General features: G+C 72.1%; 20 protein-coding genes. 12 read left to right on the top strand and 8 right to left on the bottom strand.

What is annotated here, in order from left to right:
* Positions 1–70 precede the first annotated feature (70 nt).
* Genes ABEA43_RS18520 through ABEA43_RS18510 form a run of 3 tightly spaced genes read left to right on the top strand, consistent with a single transcriptional unit; the run spans position 71 to position 2,985 of the window.
* The gene (locus ABEA43_RS18520) at positions 71–1,129 is read left to right on the top strand and encodes a FecCD family ABC transporter permease (RefSeq protein ID WP_345563305.1); all 1,059 of its coding nucleotides are present in this window, start codon (positions 71–73) and stop codon (positions 1,127–1,129) included.
* Complete coding sequence (locus tag ABEA43_RS18515) at positions 1,126–2,133, top strand: FecCD family ABC transporter permease (RefSeq protein WP_345563303.1); 1,008 nt, start codon at positions 1,126–1,128, stop codon at positions 2,131–2,133. The genes ABEA43_RS18520 and ABEA43_RS18515 overlap by 4 nt, the downstream gene beginning before the upstream one ends.
* 48 nt (positions 2,134–2,181) lie before the next feature.
* Positions 2,182–2,985, top strand: coding sequence for an ABC transporter ATP-binding protein (locus ABEA43_RS18510; protein WP_345563302.1), 804 nt, complete (start codon positions 2,182–2,184; stop codon positions 2,983–2,985).
* Here the strand turns inward: ABEA43_RS18510 and ABEA43_RS18505 are convergent.
* On the bottom strand, positions 2,982–3,578 hold the full coding sequence (locus ABEA43_RS18505) for a TetR/AcrR family transcriptional regulator (protein WP_345563301.1): 597 nt from the start codon (positions 3,576–3,578) through the stop codon (positions 2,982–2,984). The genes ABEA43_RS18510 and ABEA43_RS18505 overlap by 4 nt on opposite strands.
* Positions 3,579–3,738: 160 nt before the next feature.
* On the opposite strand from ABEA43_RS18505, the gene ABEA43_RS18500 reads away from it, so the two are divergent.
* Positions 3,739–5,031 (top strand): FAD-dependent oxidoreductase, encoded by a 1,293-nt coding sequence (locus ABEA43_RS18500; RefSeq protein ID WP_345563300.1) that lies wholly within the window; start codon positions 3,739–3,741, stop codon positions 5,029–5,031.
* Here ABEA43_RS18500 and ABEA43_RS18495 read toward each other — a convergent pair.
* Positions 4,982–6,244 (bottom strand): M20/M25/M40 family metallo-hydrolase, encoded by a 1,263-nt coding sequence (locus ABEA43_RS18495; protein WP_345563299.1) that lies wholly within the window; start codon positions 6,242–6,244, stop codon positions 4,982–4,984. The two genes, ABEA43_RS18500 and ABEA43_RS18495, sit on opposite strands and share 50 nt — an antisense overlap.
* A gap of 64 nt (positions 6,245–6,308) precedes the next feature.
* Here ABEA43_RS18495 and ABEA43_RS18490 point away from each other — a divergent pair, with 64 nt between their 5' ends.
* Entirely contained in the window at positions 6,309–7,247 is a 939-nt protein-coding gene (locus ABEA43_RS18490) for an endonuclease/exonuclease/phosphatase family protein (RefSeq protein WP_345563297.1), read from the top strand.
* Between the two features lie 37 nt (positions 7,248–7,284).
* On the opposite strand, the gene ABEA43_RS18485 is transcribed toward ABEA43_RS18490, so the two are convergent.
* A complete protein-coding gene (locus ABEA43_RS18485) occupies positions 7,285–7,848 on the bottom strand; it encodes a DUF1349 domain-containing protein (protein WP_345563295.1) in 564 nt (187 codons plus the stop codon).
* 74 nt (positions 7,849–7,922) lie between these two features.
* Here ABEA43_RS18485 and ABEA43_RS18480 point away from each other — a divergent pair, with 74 nt between their 5' ends.
* Positions 7,923–8,243, top strand: a complete 321-nt coding sequence (locus ABEA43_RS18480; protein ID WP_345563294.1) for a GroES family chaperonin — start codon at positions 7,923–7,925, stop codon at positions 8,241–8,243.
* Here the strand turns inward: ABEA43_RS18480 and ABEA43_RS18475 are convergent.
* Entirely contained in the window at positions 8,238–9,185 is a 948-nt protein-coding gene (locus ABEA43_RS18475) for a TolB-like translocation protein (RefSeq protein ID WP_345563292.1), read from the bottom strand. The genes ABEA43_RS18480 and ABEA43_RS18475 overlap by 6 nt on opposite strands.
* Positions 9,186–9,240: 55 nt before the next feature.
* Positions 9,241–9,696: a TIGR02611 family protein gene (locus ABEA43_RS18470; RefSeq protein ID WP_345563290.1), complete on the bottom strand. Its 456-nt coding sequence runs from the start codon at positions 9,694–9,696 to the stop codon at positions 9,241–9,243.
* A gap of 140 nt (positions 9,697–9,836) precedes the next feature.
* On the opposite strand from ABEA43_RS18470, the gene ABEA43_RS18465 reads away from it, so the two are divergent.
* The 4 genes from ABEA43_RS18465 to ABEA43_RS18450 all read left to right on the top strand — a co-directional run bounded on the left by ABEA43_RS18465 (position 9,837) and on the right by ABEA43_RS18450 (position 13,311).
* Positions 9,837–10,754, top strand: coding sequence for a phosphotriesterase family protein (locus tag ABEA43_RS18465; protein ID WP_345563289.1), 918 nt, complete (start codon positions 9,837–9,839; stop codon positions 10,752–10,754).
* A 34-nt stretch (positions 10,755–10,788) separates the two neighbouring features.
* On the top strand, positions 10,789–11,172 hold the full coding sequence (locus ABEA43_RS18460; protein ID WP_345563288.1) for a PPOX class F420-dependent oxidoreductase: 384 nt from the start codon (positions 10,789–10,791) through the stop codon (positions 11,170–11,172).
* Positions 11,173–11,296: 124 nt separating this feature from the next.
* Positions 11,297–12,511: a histidine kinase gene (locus tag ABEA43_RS18455; protein WP_345563286.1), complete on the top strand. Its 1,215-nt coding sequence runs from the start codon at positions 11,297–11,299 to the stop codon at positions 12,509–12,511.
* A gap of 152 nt (positions 12,512–12,663) precedes the next feature.
* Entirely contained in the window at positions 12,664–13,311 is a 648-nt protein-coding gene (locus ABEA43_RS18450; protein WP_345563832.1) for a response regulator, read from the top strand.
* A 106-nt stretch (positions 13,312–13,417) separates the two neighbouring features.
* Here the strand turns inward: ABEA43_RS18450 and secY are convergent, their stop codons facing one another.
* Entirely contained in the window at positions 13,418–14,704 is a 1,287-nt protein-coding gene (gene secY / locus ABEA43_RS18445) for a preprotein translocase subunit SecY (protein WP_345563285.1), read from the bottom strand.
* A gap of 96 nt (positions 14,705–14,800) precedes the next feature.
* On the opposite strand from secY, the gene ABEA43_RS18440 reads away from it, so the two are divergent.
* The gene (locus ABEA43_RS18440; RefSeq protein ID WP_345563284.1) at positions 14,801–15,397 is read left to right on the top strand and encodes a P-loop nucleotide/nucleoside kinase family protein; all 597 of its coding nucleotides are present in this window, start codon (positions 14,801–14,803) and stop codon (positions 15,395–15,397) included.
* Here the strand turns inward: ABEA43_RS18440 and ABEA43_RS18435 are convergent.
* A complete protein-coding gene (locus ABEA43_RS18435) occupies positions 15,339–15,950 on the bottom strand; it encodes a TetR/AcrR family transcriptional regulator (RefSeq protein ID WP_345563283.1) in 612 nt (203 codons plus the stop codon). The genes ABEA43_RS18440 and ABEA43_RS18435 overlap by 59 nt on opposite strands.
* Positions 15,951–15,997: 47 nt before the next feature.
* Here ABEA43_RS18435 and ABEA43_RS18430 point away from each other — a divergent pair, with 47 nt between their 5' ends.
* Entirely contained in the window at positions 15,998–18,217 is a 2,220-nt protein-coding gene (locus tag ABEA43_RS18430) for an ATP-binding cassette domain-containing protein (RefSeq protein ID WP_345563281.1), read from the top strand.
* Here ABEA43_RS18430 and ABEA43_RS18425 read toward each other — a convergent pair.
* Positions 18,180–18,959 carry a putative hydro-lyase gene (locus ABEA43_RS18425; protein WP_345563280.1) on the bottom strand — a complete coding sequence of 260 codons (780 nt, stop codon included), beginning with the start codon at positions 18,957–18,959 and terminating at the stop codon, positions 18,180–18,182. The genes ABEA43_RS18430 and ABEA43_RS18425 overlap by 38 nt on opposite strands.
* Positions 18,960–19,046 lie beyond the last annotated feature (87 nt).

Genomic DNA, 19,046 nt, shown 5'->3' with positions numbered 1-19,046 from the left:
TTAGGCTTGCCTGATTCTTAGGTCATTAGATTAGCCTTGCCTAAGTTTGACCGCTAGGAGAGGGGGCGGAGTGCGCCTGGCCGCAGAAGTCGCCGGTGAGAGTGCGGAGGCGAGCGAGCGGACGCCCAGGAGCCGGGCCGCGCTGCTGGCCGCGGGGCTGGTCGTGGCGCTGGCCGTGCTGGTGCTGACCGCGATGGCCAGCGTGGCATTGGGCGCGCGGTCCGTGCCCTTCTCCACGGTGATCGACGCCTTCCTCATGCCGGACGGCTCCAGCGACCACACGGTCATCCGCGAGCTGCGCGTCCCGCGCACGCTGCTCGGCCTCGGCGTGGGCGCCGCGCTGGGGCTGGCGGGCGCGCTCATGCAGAGCCTGACCCGTAACCCGCTCGCCGACCCGGGGCTGCTGGGCATCAACGAGGGGGCCGCGCTGGGCGTCACGCTGGCGCTGGGCGTCTTCGGGCTCTCCGACCCGGCGGTCTACGTGTGGTTCGCGTTCGGCGGGGCGGCGCTGGCCTCCGTCGTGGTCTACGCGCTGGCCTCGGCGGGCCGCTCGGGCTCCAGCCCGGTACGCCTCGCGCTGGCCGGCGTCGCCCTCGGCATGGTGTGCACGGCGGTGGCCTCGGCCATCCTGCGCATGGACACGCAGACGTTCGACCGGATGCGGTTCTGGCTGACCGGCTCGCTGGCCGGGCAGACGGCGGACACGCTCGTGCGGCTGGCGCCGTTCATGGTGGCGGGGCTCGTGCTCGGCCTGCTGCTGGCCAGGCCGCTCAACATGCTCGCGCTCGGCGACGACGCGGGCAAGGCGCTCGGCGTGGCCGTCAACCGCACGCGCTTGCTCACCGGGGTGGCGGTCACGCTGCTGTGCGGCGCGGCCACCGCCGCCGCCGGGCCGCTGTGGTTCGTCGGGCTGATCGTGCCGCACGCCGTCCGCGCTCTCGTGGGGCCGGACCAGCGGTGGGTCCTGCCGTACTCGGCGCTGATCGCGCCGGTGCTGCTGCTCGCCGCCGACGTCGCCGGGCGGCTCATCGCCCGGCCGGGAGAGGTGCAGGTGGGCATCGTGTGGGCGGTGATCGGCGCGCCGGTCTTCATCATGCTGGCGCGGCGGAAGCGGGTGGCGGCGCTGTGACCATCCGGGTCGGCTCCTGGTCCGTACGCCTCGCGCCCCGCACCCTGCTCATCGGCGCCGTCCTCGTCGTGGCCGCCTGCCTGGTGACGGTCGCGGCGCTGTCCACGGGCGAGCTGACCGTGCCCGTGCCCGACATCGTCACCGCCATCTTCGGCCAGGGCACGCCGGTCGCCGAGCTGATCGTGACCAAGCTCCGCGCCCCGCGCGTGGTCACCGGGCTGCTGGTCGGGGCCGCGTTCGGGGTGAGCGGCGCGATCTTCCAGAGCCTGACGAGGAACCCGCTGGGCAGCCCCGACTTCATCGGCTTCACCGCCGGCGCCTCGACGGGCGGCATCATCGCCGTGGTCTCGGGCGGCTCGGCCATGATGATCGCCGGCGGCGCACTGACCGGGTGCGTCGTCACGGCCGTGCTGGTCTACGCGCTGGCCTTCCGCGGCGGCGTGCAGGGCTACCGGCTGGTCCTGGTCGGCATCGGCGCGAACGCGCTGCTGCTGGCGGTCAACTCGTACCTGCTGACCAGGGCCAACATCAACGACGCGGCCACCGCGGGCGCCTGGCTCACCGGCAGCCTCAGCGGGCGCGGCTGGGATCACGCGATCCCCGTCGGGCTGGCGCTGGCCGTGCTGCTGCCGATGTGCGCGTACGTGGCGCGGCCGATGCGGATGATCGAGATGGGCAACGACTCGGCCAAGGCCATGGGCATCAAGGTCGAGGTCGTGCGCGCGACGGCCATCACGGCCGGTGTGCTGCTGGCCGGGGTGGCCACGGCCGCCGCGGGGCCCGTCGTCTTCGTCGCGCTGGCCGCGCCGCAGCTCGCGCGGCGGCTCACCCGCTCGCCCGGCGTGACGCTGGGCGCCTCGGCGCTGATGGGCGCGGTGCTGCTGACCGGGGCCGACCTGGCGGCGCAGCGGCTGCTCGCGCCCACCCAGCTGCCCGTCGGCGTGCTGACCGCCGCGATCGGCGGCACGTACCTCGCCCTGCTGCTGAGGAAAGACCGCCACTGATGACACAGACCACACTGACGACCAGAACTCCGTGAAAGGACCCTTTTGATGGCCACCGCCCGACTGTCAGGCACCGACCTGACCCTCGCCTACGACCAGCGCGTCGTGGCCACCGACCTCAGCGTGGCGATCCCGGACGAGTCCTTCACCGTGATCATCGGCCCGAACGCCTGCGGCAAGTCCACCCTGCTGCGCGCCCTGGCCAGGATGCTCAAGCCCAGAACGGGGGCCGTGCACCTGGACGGCAGCGTGATCACCGCGCTGCCGTCGAAGGAGGTCGCGCGCCGGCTGGGCCTGCTCCCGCAGAGCTCGATCGTGCCCGACGGGATCACCGTGGCCGACCTGGTGGCCCGCGGCCGCTACCCGCACCAGCGGCTGATGCGGCAGTGGTCGAAGACCGACGAGGCGGCGGTGGACGAGGCCATGCGGGCGACCGACGTGGCGGAGCTGGCCGACCGGATCGTGGACGAGCTGTCGGGAGGGCAGCGGCAGCGGGTGTGGCTGGCCATGGCGCTGGCGCAGGAGACGCCGATCCTGCTGCTCGACGAGCCGACCACGTTCCTGGACATCTCCCACCAGATCGAGGTGCTGGACCTCTGCGCCGACCTGCACGAGGCCGGCCGGACCATGGTGGCCGTGCTGCACGACCTGAACCAGGCGTGCAGGTACGCCACCCACCTGATCGTGATGCGGGACGGCGAGATCGTGGCGGAGGGCGACCCGACCGAGATCGTCACCCCTGATCTGGTGCGCCAGGTGTTCGACCTGCGCTGCGAGATCATCCAGGATCCGCAGTCGGGCACGCCGCTCATCGTCCCGGAGGCCCGCCGCCGCGTGCCGGCCTCCGCCTAGCCCGTCAGGGCGGCGACCAGGGCCGTGATGCCCGCGGCGGCTCTGGCCTGGCCGTACTGCTCCTTCAGCACGCCCGCCGCCTCCGCCCCCATGGCGGCCAGCAGGGTGTGGGCGAGAACGTCGGCGTCGCGGCCCGGGCAGGACTCGGCGAGCAGGATGGCCACGTGCCGATGCCAGAAGCGGTAGGCCCCGATGCGGTAGCGGGCGCCCGGGCTGGCCGTCTCCGACAGGCGTACCAGGTCGAGGTGGGCGAACAGGTAGTCCAGGTAGGCGGCGGTGAACGCGGCCAGGCGCCCGGCCGCGGGGGCCCCCGGGCCGAGCGGCGGCGGGCCGGACAGGATGCGCTGCTGCAGCTCGCTTTCGCGCGCGTCCAGGAGCGCCACCGCGAGTCCTGATTTATCGCCGAATCTTCGGAAGAGCGTGCCCTTGCCGACGCCCGCCTCGGCGGCGATGGCGTCCATCGAGACCCCCTCCACGCCCTTCTCCGCGAACAGGCGGGCGGCGGCGGCCAGCACCTTCTCCCTGTTGCGCGCCGCGTCGGCGCGCTCCTGCACCGGGCGTCCGACCAGCAGCTCCAGCGGCGATTCCAGCATTATCCGGACTATAGTCCAATTCCCTGCGGGCGATGCGTGCCAAAGGACGTGGAAGGAACCCGGCCCCCCAGCGACCCTCTGCCGAAGAGTCACTTTTCACAGGGGTCAGCACAGCGTCTTCACAGCGTCTTCACAGCGTCTTCACAGGGGGAAATTCATCATGGACCACGCCGTCATCATCGGCGCGAGCATGTCCGGGCTGTTGTCCGCCGCCGCCCTGCACCGCCGGTTCGCCCGGGTCACGGTGCTCGACCGCGACACACTGCCCAGCGTGGACGCCCATCGGAGGGGCGTGGCGCAGAGCCGACACGCGCACGGGCTGCTCGCCAAGGGCCGCGAGATCATGGACGAGCTGCTGCCCGGCATCTCCGCCGAGCTGGTCGCGCAGGGGGCGATCAGGGGCGACATGCAGCGGTACGCCCGCCACATCCACGCCGGGCAGCGCCTGGCCCGCGGCGAAAGCGGCCTGGCCGGGCTGCTCGTCAGCCGGCCGCTGCTCGAAGGCCAGGTGCGGCGCCGGGTCGGCGCCCTGCCCGGCGTGCGGCTGATGCAGAACAGGATCGCCACCGGCCTGCTGTCCCAGGAGGGCCGCGTCACGGGGATCCGGCTCGCCGACGGAGAGCCCGTTCCGGCCGACCTCGTCGTGGACGCGAGCGGACGGGGCTCGCGCACCCCGTTCTGGCTCGGCGAGCTGGGCTACCCGCAGCCGGAGGAGGAGCGGGTGGTGATCGACCTGCGGTACGGCACGCGCGAGTTCCGCCGCAAGCCGGAAGACCTCGACGGGGACCTGATCGTCATCATCGCGCCCACGCCCGAGTCGCCGCGCGGCGGGGTCGCGCTCGCGCTGGAGGACGACCGCTGGATCGTCACCCTGGCCGGGTACGGCGAGGCTCCCGGCCTGGGCCTGTCCGAGTTCGCCCACTTCGCGGCCACGCTCCCGGCCCCCGACCTGTACGGCCTGGTCAGGTTCGCCGAGCCGATCGGGGAGCCGCGCACGTACCGCAATCCGGCCGCCATCAGGCGGCACTACGAGCGGCTGACCCGCTTCCCCGAGGGCCTGCTCGTGACGGGGGACGCCGTCTGCGCGTTCAACCCCCTGTACGGCCAGGGCATGACCGTCGCCGCGCTGGAGGCCCACAACCTGCTCGATACGGACCTCGGAGCACTGCCGTTCTTCAAGAGGATCGCGAAGGTGGTGGACGCGCCGTGGGAGATCACCGTCGGCGGCGATCTGCGGATGCCCGGTGTGAAGGGCAACCTGACGCCGAAGATCCGCCTGGTGAACGCGTACATGGAGCGCTTCCACGCCGCCGCGGCGCACGATCCCGAGCTGGCGATGCGCTTCCTGCGGGTGGCGAACCTGTACGACCCGCCGCCGTCGCTGATGAGCCCCGGCTCACTGCTCAGAGTGCTCCGCAGCGGCGCACAGCGAGCAGAGCCAGTGCCCGCGTGACCTCGTGCAGCTCCGCCAGCTCGACCTGCTCCCTGGGGGCGTGCGCGAACCGCACGTCTCCCGGGCCGTAGTGCAGCGTCGGGATCCCGCCGGCCGCGTACAGCCGCAGGTCGCTCCCGTACGGCGCCGCCGACTCCGCGGGCCGCCGGCCGGTCGTGTCGGCGACCGCCCCGGTGACCTCGGACAGCAGCGCGTGTCCAGCGGGCAGCCGGCCGCTGGCGAACTGACCGCCCGGCCACGTCACCACCGGCGGGTTCGCGCGCAGCCAGGGATCCGCGACGTCCGCCACCGCCTCCTCGAACGCCGCCCGCGCCGCCGCCGGGTCCTCATCCAGCCGCACCCCCAGCCGCCCCTCGGCGATCAGCAGGTCGGGCACGGTGCTGGCCCAGTCCCCCGCGCGCACGGTCCCGAACTCGATCGGGTACGGCGTCGCGAGCCCGAAGAGCCCGGGGACGTCCCTGTTGCGGCCGGCCTCCAGCCGCCTGATCGCCTCGAACACCGGCCAGAACACCTCGACGGCGTTGACCCCCTCGTGCCGCGTCGCGCCGTGGGCGGCCCGCCCGGCGATCTCCAGCCGGAACGTCAGCGCCCCCGCGTTGGCCGTGATGACCGTGCCGCTGGTGGGCTCGGTGATCACCGCGGCCTCCGCCGTATGCCCCCTGGCCAGGGTCGCGAACGCGCCGAGCCCGCCGTCCTCCTCGCTGATCACGCAGTGCACGGCCAGCGGCCTGGCCAGCCGCACCCCGGACACGCGCAGCGCCCTGGCCACGGCCAGGTTCGCGACGAGCCCGGCCTTCATGTCGCAGGCGCCCCTGCCGTGCAGGACGCCGCGCAGCACGTCGCCGGTGATCCGGGCGGCGAACGGGTCGCTGCCCGCCCATTTGGCCAGGTCGCCGGTCGGCACCACGTCCACGTGCCCTTGGAGCGCCAGCGCGGGCGGCCCTTCGCCGGGGGTCACGGCCACGACGCCGTACCCCTCGACCCTGGGCGCCTCGGAGCCGGGAAAGCCGGGACGGGCGGTCAGGTCGGCCAGGTCGAGCTGCCAGACGTCCACGTCCATGCCCGCCTCGGTGAGCAGGCCGGCGAACCGGTGCTGCAGCTCGGACTCGGCGTCGGTGCCCGTGACGCTGGGAGTCCTGACGGTCTCGGCCAGCAGGCGCACGGTGTCCGCCGCGTCGATGGCGTTGAGGACTCTGGCTTCCGCGTCGTGCATGGTGCACACCTTCTCATGAACTCGAATCGGGCTCATGAACTCGAATCGGTCTTCGTGGTGATACATGGGCGTGCGCACATGGATGAGCTGGATCGTGGTGGTGCCGTTCGCCGGGTGGGCGGTCGTGCGGCTGAGCGGGTTCGAGCCGGACTGGCCGTGGGTGCCGATGGTGGCGTACACGCCGTACGCGGGGTTCGGGGCCGTTCTGGGGGTGTTGCTGGCCGTGCTGCTGAAGCGGTGGGCGGCGGGCACCGTGGCGCTCGTGTCGGTGCTGGCGCTGGTGCCCGCGCTGCTCCCCCGCGCGCTGACCGACGGCAACCCCGACGCCGGGGGGCCGGTGCTGCGGGTGCTCGCGGCGAACCTACTGGTGGGGCGGGCGGGCACGACGGAGCTGATGGCCCTGGTCACGAAGCTGCGGCCGGACGTGCTGACACTGCAGGAGTTCACCCCGGACGCCGAGGAACGGCTGGTCGAGGCGGGCCTTTCCAAGGTGCTGCCGTACGCCGTGTCGCGGCCGTTGCCGGGGGTCGGCGGATCCGCCGTGTACGCGCGGCATCCGCTCACGGCCGGCGAGACGATCAACATCGGCGGGTTCGGGCAGGCCAGGGCCTGGCTCAAGCATCCGGGCGGGGCGCGGGTCGAGATCGTCTCGGTGCACCCGTGCGCGCCCAAGCGGATCGGGCGGCAGCCGTGCTGGCAGTCCGGGCTGGAGGCGCTGCCGCGCGGCGGCAAGGCGCTGCGGGTGCTGGCGGGGGACTTCAACGCGACGCTCGACCACCTGCCGATCCGCGACCTGCTGGCGGCCGGCTACCGGGACGCGGCCGACGTGCGGGGGCTCGGCTACCTGGCCACCTGGCCGCAGGAGGGCTCGCAGACGAACCTGCCCGGCGTGGCGATCGACCACGTGCTGGCGGACTCGCGGATGGCGGTGCGCAGGTTCGAGGTGCTCTCGCTCGGGCGCACCGACCACCGGCCGGTGTTCGCCGAGCTCAGACTGCCGTGACCGCCCGGCTCACGGCTCGCAGACGCGTACGCCCGGCTCAGAGCTCGCAGACGCGTACGTCGCTGAAGCGCACGGCGAAGCCCTTGCCGACGGGGGCGGCGGCCATGGCGCCGGCCAGCGCGGCCCCGCCGGGCGGGAAGTAGGCCAGGCGCAGCAGGGTCTGCGGCGGCTCGCCGTCCAGGCCGTAACGCACGGTGACCGCGTCGCCCGCGCGCTCCAGGTCGATCGTCACCCGCTCGGCGACCCGCCCCAGCGGCAGCACCGACCAGTCCGAGAACCCCCTGGTCACGACCGTGCTCAGGTGGTAGCCGCCGTCGACGTACTCGATCCCGGCCTTGATCCAGTTCGCCTCGTCGATCCTGAGGATGGCCCCGGCCTGGTCGTACTGCTCGGCGTAGTCGCCGGAGAAGGTGACCGTGAGCCGCAGGTCGCCGGGCAGCGTCCGGCCGAACTGGTGGGCGGAGTCCTTGTCGTAGCCGTAGTGCGTCGTGCACCACAGGTCGGTGGCGGCGTCGCAGAACAGGCTCAGGCCGTCGTCGGCGGTCCACTCCCGGGGAGCGTTCAGCCACTGCCAGCCCGTCTCGCCGAAAGCCATGATCATGGATTTATCCTGTCACGCCCGGCCCGCGGAGGTAAGCGGGTCACGAGGGTCTGGCTACTCGTAAACTTGGGCCTGTGGTAGAGCCCAAGTTCGAGATTCAGATGCTGCACGACCGGGTCATGATCAGGTTGGAGCAGGAGGCGGAGGAGCGGCGCAGCGGCTCCGGCATCGTCATCCCGGCCACGGTCAAGCTGGCCAACCGGCTGGCGTGGGGCGAGGTCTGCGGCGTCGGCACGAACGTGCGCTCGGTCAAGGTGGGCGACAAGGTGCTGTTCAACCCGGAGGACCAGTTCGAGGTGGAGCTGCACACGCAGGTCTATCTGGTGATGCGCGAGCGCGACCTGCACGCCGTGGCCACCCAGGAGACCGACCACGGCACCGGCCTCTACCTATGACGCGGTCCGGGTGAAGGAGACCCAGAGCTCGGCGGCCCACGTCTTGGCGGGCAGGTCCGCGAGCACGCGCGTCACCTTGCCCGTGAGGTCCAGCACCGACAGCCGGTAGGCGGTGCCGCGCGGCATGACGGCGATGACGTGGCTTTCGTCCCACCAGCCGAACAACGCCTCCGGCCGGACGTTCACCCGCCGGGTGATCTTGCCGCCGGCCGCGTCGACGACGCAGAGCTGCTCCTTGAAGCGCGACGGGCACCACGTGGCCAGGCTCTTGCCCGACGGGGAGAAGGAGTCTTCAGGCCCCGTGGGCAGGCCGACGTCCTTGTACGTGCGCACGACCGCGCCGTCGGTCGCCCGGTAGGCGCGCAGGCCGGTGCCGTACATGGAGACGAGGTTGCCGCCCGGGCTCCACCAGAAGCCCGCGTTCCTGCTCAGTCCGGAGATCTTGACCGTGCGCGCACGCTTGGCGGCCACGTCCACGACGGTGAAGCCGGCCACCCGCCAGGCGCCGCTCACCTTCTGCTCGACGGTGAGCGCGACCTGCTTGCCGTCGCGCGACCACGAGGCGTAGGAGGCGGCCAGCGGCTTCTTCACCGTGCGGATGCTCGTGGACTTGCCGGTGGTGCGGTCGGTGACGACGAGGGTGTCATACCCCGACTTGTACGACGCCGGCACGCCCGCGGTCAGCCGGTTGCCCGGCGCGACGGACACTTCGGACAGCGTTTTCTCCCAGGCGAAGGCGTTGCCGGTCGCGGAGCGCAGGTAGGTGCGCTTGGTGCCGAGGCCGTAGGCGGCTAGGCGTACCGGATCGCCGGTGTTCTCGTGATATTTCACGCCACCGATGCCGGGCAGGACCAGGTCCACCGGGGCGGCGGCCGAGGTGGAGAGGACCGCCGCCGGAGCGGAGAGCGTTAAGGACAGCGCGATGACGATTTCGGCGATCACGCCCCGCAGAATAGACAAGTAAAACGCGAAATTCCGGCCGCGATACCGACCAGGTCTAGATGAACCGCTGGACGATCTCGATGACGTCCACGCCGAGCGTGCGCAGCCCGAAGTAGACGATCACGGCCGCGGCGGCCACGGTCACGACGAGCACGATGATGCGGACGGTCCAGCCCTGCCGCTTGTACCACTCCGTCCAGGCGTGCAGCGTCTGCTTGCCGAACTCCAGCGCCCTGCGCGCCCAGTGGAACTCCGTGGCCAGCACCGCCAGCCCCGCGAACACCACCAGCCACCCGGGACCCGGGAACGGCACCATGATCAGGCCGCCCACGACCATGATGGCGCCGATCGCGCCGATCACGATCTTCAAGGTGAGCGCGCCCGTGCGCGTGGACCTGATGCCGTCGAGCCAGCCATGGATGCCCGTGCGGCGCTCGGGCATGTCGGAGCGCCCGGCGGCCTCCCCCTTGATCATGTCGGCGTCGCCGGTGTCGGAGCTCTGAACCTGCACAATTCCCCCCGGCAGTCGGTGTGCCACCCAGGATACGGCGCAGCTCTCTGCGCTCACTTGCAGACGACTAGCAAATCACCAAACCGCCCAAACGGTAAAATTTAACGCTGGAGTAGGCTTCTTCCGGCAAACATCGGTTAATGTCTGTTATGCCCGAGGTCCTGCTCCGCACCGTAACCGGTCCCGTACGCGCGGCCGCCATCACCGGTGCCATTCTCCCCCACGAGCACCTGCGCACCGACATGCGCTGGGCGGTCGGCATCGACTCCGACCCGTACCGGTGGCTCGACGAGGAATTCACCGTCGCCGCCGAGCTGCGTGAGCTCCGCAAGTCCGACGAGCTCGGCCTGGTGGTCGATCTGACCTGTCTCGGCATGGGCCGTGACGCCGCCGCCCTGGCCCGCATCGCCGCGGGCAGCCGGGTGCCGGTGATGGCCTCGACCGGCCTGTACGCCGAGCCGTTCACGAACCTCGGCGACGAGGACGCCGACACCCTCACCGCCCGGCTGATGGAGGAGATCCTCAGCGGCGTGGACGGCACGGGGGTGTTCCCCGGTGTGATCGGCGAGGTCGGCTGCTGGGGCGCCGAGCCCACGGCACGCGAGGAGCGCTGCCTGGTCGCCGCCGCCCGCGCCGGCCTGAGCTCCCGTCTGCCCGTCGCCACCCACGGCGCGAACGCCCTGGCCGTCCTGGAGATCGTGCTCGGCGAGAACCTGCCGGGCTCCCGGGTGGCCGTCAGCTACGCGGGCACCGACCTGGGCGCCGCCAGGAAGATCGCCGAAGCGGGCGCGTACGTGAACCTGAACGTCCTCGGCCTCGGCGCCGAGCAGGCGGCCAAGCTCGCGCTCGGACTCATCGAGGACGGCCACGCCGAGCGCCTGCTGATCAGCACGGGGCTGAGCCGGGTGGCGCAGGTCCAGCGGTACGGCGGGCCCGGCTACGCCCGGCTCTTCCACGCGCTGCTGCCGCGCCTGCGCGAGGCGGGCACCGGCGAGGACGTGATCCGCCTGCTCACGAACGGCAACCCGCTGCGCTGGCTGACCGCCGGTCTCGCTTGACCTCAACCGCGGTCGAGGTTGCAGAATCGGGCGCATGACCTTCACAGCGGCCGAACTGGACTATCTGGCTACGCAACGCCTCGGGCGCCTGGCCACGGTCTCGCCCGACGGGCAGGCGCAGAACAACCCGACCGCCTTCTTCGTCGACGCGGACACCGGCGTGCTCACCATCGGCGGGCACGCCATGGGCGCGTCGAAGAAGTTCCGGAACGTCCAGGCGGGGAGCACGGTCTCGTTCGTCGTGGACGACCTGGCCTCGGTCGATCCCTGGGTCGCGCGGGGGATCGAGATCCGCGGCACTGCGGTGGCCCTGACCGACGCCGAGCCGCCGGTGCCGTTCTTCTCAAGAGAGATCGTCACGCCTTCCAAGATCATCTCTTGGGGACTGGACGGGACGCGGTCGAGCCGCAGCGTGTGAAAGCTCGCTAGGATCGGGGCTACACGAGCCTGAGCGGGTAGGGATGGGCACGCAGCACACGCGCCGGGAAACACCCGGGGACACGCATGGGCACCTTCATGCGCATGGGCACGGTCATGGAGAGATGCATGAGGACCGTCATGGGCACCCTCATGGGGACACGTCTCCCCGCGGTCGCCTGCGCCGGTCGCGCGCCACGCTGACGCGCCTGACCCGGCTGGGCGACGTACCCGTCGTCCTGATGCTGGCCTGGGCCGGCTGGCTGGCCGTCCCGTGGTCGTTCAACGGCCTCGCCCAGGCCCGCGCCGCCGCGGCAGCGGCCGCCGCGGACGCCGAGCCCCCACAGGTCGCCGTCGCCGCCGAGTCCGCAAGCCTCCTGGCTCCGCCTGCGAGCCGCTCAGCCGAATCCACGGCCTTCCTGGCACCGCCTGCAGGCCGCTCCGCGGAATCCACGGGCTTCCCGGCACCGGCTGCGCGCCTCCCGGCGGAGTCCGCTGATCCCGGTGCGCGCTGGGCACCGCCCGCAGCCTGGGGCATCCCGGCCGGCCGGCCCGCCCGGCTCACGACCGTCCGCCCCGCACACCCGGACACCGCCCACCACCCCACCCCGACCCTCGACCCGGCCCCAGCTTCGCGGGACCTCGGGGCCACAGACGCGGACGCACCGCGAGTGGACCCCGTCACCGCAGACGCCGTCGCACCGCGGTGGGAGCCGATCGCCGCAGACGCCGTCGCGTCGCGGCCGGGTCCGGTTGCGGTGGACGTGGTCGCGGTGGAGCGGGCCAGGATCGCCGGTGAGGTGCACGACGCGGCCGGGCATGGGCTGGCGGCCATCGCCATGCAGGCCGGGATCGCGCTGGTCACCTTCGACGACGACCCCGAGCAGACGCGGGCCTCGCTGCGGGCGATCAGGGAGACCAGCACGACGGCGCTCGCCCACCTCAGGGCGGCGCTCGACGGCATCGACCCGCCGGGCGGCGACCTGCCGAGCCTCATCGACGGCGTGCGGGCGGCCGGCCTGCCGGTGGACGTCGAGCCCCCCGCCCTCGTCGTGCCCGCCCATCTCCAGGGCGCCGTCTACCGCGTGGTGCGCGAGTCGCTCACCAATGTGCTGCGGCATGCCGGCCCGACGCGAGCCCTCGTACGCGTGGGCGGCGATCCCCGCGCGTTCGTGCTGGAGATCGCCGACCGCGGCGCGGGCTGGACGGGCGCCGGCGAAGGGCGCGGCCTGACCGGGATGCGCGCCCGAGTCACCGAAGCCGGCGGCCACCTCACCGCCGGGCCACGCGAAGGCGGCGGCTTCCGGGTGGTGGCCACATTCCCGCAGGCCCCGGCGTGACCGCGCCCGGTGACCCCGGCCCGGCCGCGTCCGGCACCCGCAGGCCCAGCACCCTCGGCGATCCTGGCACAGTCGCGACCGGTGCCCGCAGGCCGGACGTGCCCGGCGATGAGCCGGCTCCATCCGACGGTGGGCTGTCGGCGGAAGGTGCGATCAGGGTGGCCATCGCCGACGATCAGGCGGTCGTGCGGATGGGGCTGCGGGCGTTGCTGGAGCGGGAGCGGGGCATGGAGTGCGTCGGCGAGGCGGCCGACGGCGCGGCGGCGCTCGCGTTGATCCGCCGCACCCGCCCCGACGTGCTCCTGCTCGACATCCGCATGCCCGGCATGGACGGCCTGGCCACGCTGCGGGCCATCGCCGACGACTCCGGGCTGCGCGGCACCCGCATCGTCGTGGTGACGACATTCGCCGTGGACGAGTACGTCTTCGCCGCCCTCCAAGCCGGGGCCAGCGGCTTCGTGCTCAAGGACAGCGCCCCCGACGAGCTGGTCAACGCCGTGCGCGTGGTGGCCGCGGGCGAGGCCCTGCTGTCGCCGTCGATCACCAGGAAGGTCATCGGGATGTTCGGCCGGCACGGCACCGAGCCGGTCGAGGGCATCGAGACCCTCACCCCGCGCGAGCGGGAGCTGGTGGCGTGGGTGGCCACCGGCAGGTCCAACGAGGAGATCGCCAAAGAGCTGGTGATCAGCCCCGACACGGTGCGCACCCACGTCAGCCGCGCCATGGTCAAGCTGCGTGCCAGGGACCGGGCCCAGCTCGTGGTGTTCGCCATGAGAGCCGGGCTGAGCGTGCCCTCCTGACCGCGCCTGCCCGAGGTCCGCGGCGGGTCTTCGGCGCGGCGCTCGGCGTCCCGTCCTGACGTCCCCGCAAGTTCGCCAAGGGGATCGAGACACCCTTTGAGCGCGCCTACTTGAGGAACCCCTCGTAGTTGCGCTGCTGCAGCTGGGCCTCGATCTGCTTCACGGTGTCGAGCCCGACCCCCACCATGATCAGCACGCTGGTCCCCCCGAACGGGAAGTTCTGCTGGGTGCCGGGATCACGCAGGATCGCGAACGCCACCAGCGGCAGCAGCGCCAGCGCCCCCAGGTAGAGGGCCCCGGAAGCGGTCAGCCGGGACAGCACGAACGCCAGGTAGGCAGCCGTGGCCCGCCCAGGCCGCATCCCCGGGACGAACCCGCCGTAACGCCGCAGGCCGTCCGCCACCTCCACCGGATTGAAGGTGATCGACACGTAGAAGTAGGCGAAGGCGACGATCATGAGCACGTACACCGTCATGTAGAGCGGATGCGTCCCCGTGGTGAGGTTGCGCGCGACCCATCCCCCTGCCTCGTCCCCGAGCATCGGCGACACCACCGTCGGCAGGTAGAGCAGCGAGCTGGTGAAGATGACCGGCACGATCCCCGCCTGGTTCACCTTCAGCGGGATGTACGTGCTGCTTCCGTACGTCCGCCCGCCCACCATCCGCTTGGCGTACTGCACGGGGATGCGCCGCTGCGCCTGCTCCACGAACACCACGGCCGCCACCAGGAACAGCCCGGCCACGAGCATCACCACGAAACTGGCCGGACTCAGCACGAAAATCTTGGACATGTACGACGGAAAGACGGCCACGACCTGCGTGAACATCAGGATCGACATGCCGTTCCCGATCCCCCGGTCGGTGATCTGCTCCCCCAGCCACATGACCACGCACGCCCCCGCGACCATGGTCACCACGATCACCGTCACGGCCAGCAGGCCGTCGTCGCGCAGCAGCGGCCGGGCGCACCCCGGCAGCAGCTGGCCGGCGCGGGCCAGCGCGACGACCGTGCCGGCGTTGAGCAGGGAGAGCCCGACGGTCAGATAGCGCGTGTACTGGGTGATCTTCGCCTGGCCCTCCTGGCCCTCCTTCCTGAGCCGCTCCAGCCGGGGCACCGTCACGGCGAGGAGCTGCATGACGATGCTCGCCGTGATGTACGGCATGACGCCCAGCGCGAACACCGACAGCTGCAGCATCGCGCCGCCGCTGAGCATCTGCGCCATGTCGAACAGCCCGCCGCTGGCCGAGCCGACGCACTCCCGTACCGCCACGACGTCCACCCCGGGCGCGGGCATGACCTGCCCCAGCCGGAACAGGCCGATCATGCCCAGCGTGAACAGCAATTTCCTGCGGAGCTCCGGCACCCGGAACGCCCTGGTCAACACGGTCAGCATGGGCAGGAGTCTGGCCGCCGGCGGCGCGCGGGTCGTCCGCTCAGACGAGGCACCCGTGTACGCAGATCCGCGTACACGCTCCCTAGGGTGGAGCGCGTGAGCACAGTGTGGGTGATCAGCGGTCCGCCGGGCGCGGGCAAGTCCACGGTCGCGGCGGCCCTGCTCGCCCGCCTCTCCCCCGCGCCGGCCCTGCTGGACAAGGACACCGTGTACGGCGACTTCGTGGCGGCGGTCCTGGACGCGCACGGCAGGCCGCCGGGCGAGCGCGAGGGCCCCTGGTACGACGAACACGTCAAACGGCACGAATACGCCGGCCTGACCAGGCTCGCCGGGCAGATCCGCGCGCACGGCTGCCCGGTGCTGCTCGACGGCCCGTTCACCGCCCAGGTGCACGACCCGGCCAGGTGGGCGCGGTGGGCGGCGGAGCTGGGCGGCCCGCCGGTGCGCCTGCTGTGGGTCCGCTCCGACAGCCCGACGCTGCGCGAGCGCCTCCGGGCCAGGGGGCTGGGGAGGGACGCGGGCAAGCTGGCGGCGTTCGAGGACTATCTGCGGAACATCCGGGTGGACGAGCCGCCGGCCGTACCGTATCTGGAGATCGACAACCGGTGCGGCGCGCCGCCTGTCGCGGAGCAGCTCACGGCGGCGGGTATACTCCCGCGAACACCTCCGGCAGGCGCGGCACCCACCGGGTGAAGCGCCCGTCCTCGTAGCCGGCCTCGGGCTGGTTGCTGAGCTGCTGGGAGATCAGCCCGGCGATCAGGGCGGCGGCCAGGTCGAGCCCTTCCTCGCTCGCCGCGTCCGGATGCAGCTCGCCGCGTCCGACGGCCTGCCCGATCAGCGTGGCGAAGTGCTCGTGGACGGCCAGCGCGGGCGCGTACGACCCGGGCGACGGCGCGAACCCCGGCACCGGCCGCCAGAACAGCAGCTGCGCCAGCACCTGGTTGCCCATGATCCAGCGGGCCCCCGCCTCCAGCGCCGCCCCCATGCCCGCCAGCCCCGGGGTGGAGGGGCCCGTGACGGCGGCCAGATATCCCTCCTGCCCCAGCTTGAACAGCGCGTCGTAGACCGCGTTCCTGGACGGGAAGTACTTGTACAGCGAGGGCGGCCGGATGCCCAGCCGCCTGGCCACGGCCGCCAGGCTCAGCCCCGCGACCCCCTCCTCCGCCATCACGCCGAGCGCGATGCCGAGGATCTCGGCCTGCGTCTCGGCCCTCCTGCGGGCCCGGCGGTCGGGAATATCTTTCACGCCATGTAGCTTATGCTATAGGTGTTAGCTAAAGCTAGGAGGAGACGATGCCGGGCGACATCGAACTGACCGGCCTGCGGCAGAACAACCTCAAGAACGTCTCGCTGCGCCTGCCCAAGGAGCGGCTGACCGTGTTCACCGGCGTGTCCGGATCGGGCAAGTCGTCGATCGTGTTCGGCACCATCGCCACGGAGTCGCAGCGCCAGCTCAACGAGACCTTCAGCGCGTTCGTGAGGAACCGGCTGCCCAAGCACGAGCGCCCCAAAGCCGAGCGCATGTCGAACCTGACGGCCGCCGTCGTCGTCGACCAGAAGCCGGTCGGCGGCGGCGCGCGCTCGACCGTGGGCACGATGACCGAGGTCCATCCCATGCTGCGGGTGCTGTTCTCGCGGCGCGGCGAGCCGTCGGCCGGGCCCGCCACCGCCTACAGCTTCAACGACCCGCAGGGCATGTGCCCGCAGTGCGACGGCCTGGGCAAGCGGATCGAGCTGGACCTCGACCGGATCATCGACCCGGACCTGACGCTCAACGAGGGCGCGCTGGCCCTGCACCCGATCGACACCGCGCCCTGGCAGATCTACGCGACCTCGGGCCTGTTCGACCCGGACAAGCCGCTGCGCGACTTCACCGCGAAGGAGCGCGAGCTGCTGCTGTACGGCAGCGGATTCAAGGTCAAGCGCGGCAAGTACGACAACACCTACGAAGGCGTGGTGGTCCGCTTCGACCGCCTCTACCTCAAGCGCGCCCGCGATCGGATCGATCCGGAGGCCCAGCCGTACGTGCGCGAGAGCACCTGCCCGGCGTGCGGCGGGGCCAGGCTCAACGCCGCCGCGCTGGCCTCCAGGATCGGCGGCCGCAACCTCGCCGACTACGCCGCGATGGAGGTCACCGACCTCATCGACGTGCTCGGCCGCCTGGCCGACCCGGTCGCCGACGCGGCCGTGGAGTCGCTGCGCAGGATCGAGGCCATCGGGCTCGGCTACCTCAGCCTCGACCGCGAGACGCCGACGCTGTCGGGCGGCGAGGCGCAGCGGCTCAAGACCGTGCGCAACCTGGGCAGCAGCCTGACCGGCATGACCTACATCTTCGACGAGCCCAGCGTGGGCCTGCACCCGCGTGACGTGCACCGGCTCGGCGACCTGCTGGCCGACCTGCGCGACAAGGGCAACACGGTGCTCGTGGTCGAGCACGACCGCGACCTGATCGCGCTCGCCGACCATGTCGTGGACCTGGGGCCGGGCGCGGGCGCGGCGGGCGGGCACGTGGTGTTCGAGGGCACGGTGGCCGGGCTGACCGCCGGTGACACGCCCACCGGGCGCATGCTCAGGCGCACGACCGGGCTCAAGGACCGCGTGCGCGAGCCGTCCGGCTGGCTGACCGTCGCGGACGCGAACGCCCACAACCTCAAGAACGTCACGGTACGCCTCCCGCTCGGCGTGCTGAGCGCCGTCACCGGGGTGGCGGGGTCGGGCAAGAGCACGCTCATGCGGCGGGAGCTCGTCGCCCAGCACCCCGAGGCGATCCTCATCGACCAGTCGGCCATCGCCGCCTCCGTCCGCTCGACGCCGGCCACGTACCTGAACGCCATGGATCCGCTGCGGAAGCTGTTCGCCGGGGCCGCCGGGGTGGCGGCCGGGCTGTTCAGCTTCAACTCGGCCGGCGCGTGCCCGGTGTGCAAGGGGCGCGGCGAGATCACGACCGACCTGGCGTTCATGGACCCGGTGACCAGGGTGTGCGACGCGTGCGGGGGCAGCAGGTACAGCGACGAGGCGTTGTCGTACACGGTGGCGGGCCGGACGATCGCGGACGTGCTGGCGATGACGGCGGACGAGGCGGCGGGCGCGTTCGAGCTGCCGGGCATCGCCCGGCTGGGCGGGCTGGGGCTCGGCTACCTGACGCTCGGGCAGCCGCTGAGCACGCTGTCCGGCGGGGAGCGGCAGCGGCTCAAGCTGGCGCATCGGCTGCGCGAGCACGGCAAGCTGTACGTCTTCGACGAGCCGACCACCGGGCTGCACATGGCGGACGTGGACACGCTGCTGGCGCTGCTCGACCGGCTGGTGGACGACGGCAACACGGTCGTCGTCGTGGAGCACGACCTGGACGTGGTCAAGCACGCCGACTGGGTCATCGACCTGGGGCCGGAGGCGGGGCAGCACGGAGGCCGGGTGATCTTCGAGGGCACGCCGGCCGACATGACGGAAGCTTCGACCTATACGGCGAAATATCTCGTTAAGTCACTAGATAGTCGTCATCGCGCGCGTCCATGATCGCCATGTGACCCGGCAGGTGGCCGATCGCGTACTCGACGCCGCTGGCCATGATCACCGCCTGCGGCGTCACCCCGCAGGCCCAGAACAGCGGCACCTCCCCCTCCCGCACCTCCACCGGGTCACCGAAGTCGGGCCGCGCCAGGTCGCGGACGCCGATCGCCCCGGGGTCGCCGACCTGCACCGGCGCGCCGTGCACCAGCGGATAGCGGCCGCTCACCGCGACGGCCGTCGCCACCAGCTCCTCGGGGACCGGCCGCATCGACACCACCAGCGGCCCCGACAAGCTCCCGGCCGTGGCGCAGGGGACGTTCGTGACGTACATCGGCACGTTCGTCCCCAGCTCCAGATGCCGGACCGGCACCCCGGCGGCCAGCAGCGCCCGTTCGAAGGTGAAGCTGCAGCCGATGAGGAACGGCACGAGGTCCGCCCGCCAGTCAGCCACCACCTCGTTGAGGTCGGCGACCGGCGCGCCGTCGCGGTAGAGCCGGTATCCGGGCAGGTCCGTACGCAGGTCACCGGCGAACAGCGCGGTCGACCAGGCACCGGGCTCCCCCACGTCGAGCACGGGGCACGCCTGGGGGTTGTGATGGGCGAACAGCAGCAGGTCATAGCGCAGCCCCTTGGGGACGGCGATCAGATTGGCCTGCGCCCAGCCCCGGCACCAGCCGGCGGTGGGCACGCGTTCGCCGGCGCGGAAGCGCTCCCGCGCCTGCGCGGGGCTCAGATCGGCGACGTCCACCCCTTGACAGTAGGGCGGCCGGCGTTCAGCGGTCCACCACCGGCTCGCCGGGCCGCGTCGGATCGGCGCGTGATGTCCTGGTTTTAC

Source organism: Nonomuraea rosea (assembly GCF_039539705.1).
Classification (GTDB): domain Bacteria; phylum Actinomycetota; class Actinomycetes; order Streptosporangiales; family Streptosporangiaceae; genus Nonomuraea; species Nonomuraea rosea.
This window is presented reverse-complemented; position numbering and strand designations above follow the sequence as displayed.

Excerpts from the sequence above, each read along its gene's own strand:
- ABEA43_RS18460 (WP_345563288.1), top strand. The coding sequence starts at position 10,789 with ATGACCTTCACAGCGGCCGAACTGGACTATCTGGCTACGCAACGCCTC.
- ABEA43_RS18465 (WP_345563289.1), top strand. The coding sequence starts at position 9,837 with ATGTCTGTTATGCCCGAGGTCCTGCTCCGCACCGTAACCGGTCCCGTA.
- ABEA43_RS18495 (WP_345563299.1), bottom strand. The coding sequence starts at position 6,244 with ATGCACGACGCGGAAGCCAGAGTCCTCAACGCCATCGACGCGGCGGAC.
- ABEA43_RS18505 (WP_345563301.1), bottom strand. The coding sequence starts at position 3,578 with ATGCTGGAATCGCCGCTGGAGCTGCTGGTCGGACGCCCGGTGCAGGAG.
- ABEA43_RS18455 (WP_345563286.1), top strand. The coding sequence starts at position 11,297 with ATGCATGAGGACCGTCATGGGCACCCTCATGGGGACACGTCTCCCCGC.
- ABEA43_RS18500 (WP_345563300.1), top strand. The coding sequence starts at position 3,739 with ATGGACCACGCCGTCATCATCGGCGCGAGCATGTCCGGGCTGTTGTCC.
- secY (WP_345563285.1), bottom strand. The coding sequence starts at position 14,704 with ATGCTGACCGTGTTGACCAGGGCGTTCCGGGTGCCGGAGCTCCGCAGG.
- ABEA43_RS18430 (WP_345563281.1), top strand. The coding sequence starts at position 15,998 with ATGCCGGGCGACATCGAACTGACCGGCCTGCGGCAGAACAACCTCAAG.
- ABEA43_RS18490 (WP_345563297.1), top strand. The coding sequence starts at position 6,309 with ATGGGCGTGCGCACATGGATGAGCTGGATCGTGGTGGTGCCGTTCGCC.
- ABEA43_RS18485 (WP_345563295.1), bottom strand. The coding sequence starts at position 7,848 with ATGATCATGGCTTTCGGCGAGACGGGCTGGCAGTGGCTGAACGCTCCC.
- ABEA43_RS18510 (WP_345563302.1), top strand. The coding sequence starts at position 2,182 with ATGGCCACCGCCCGACTGTCAGGCACCGACCTGACCCTCGCCTACGAC.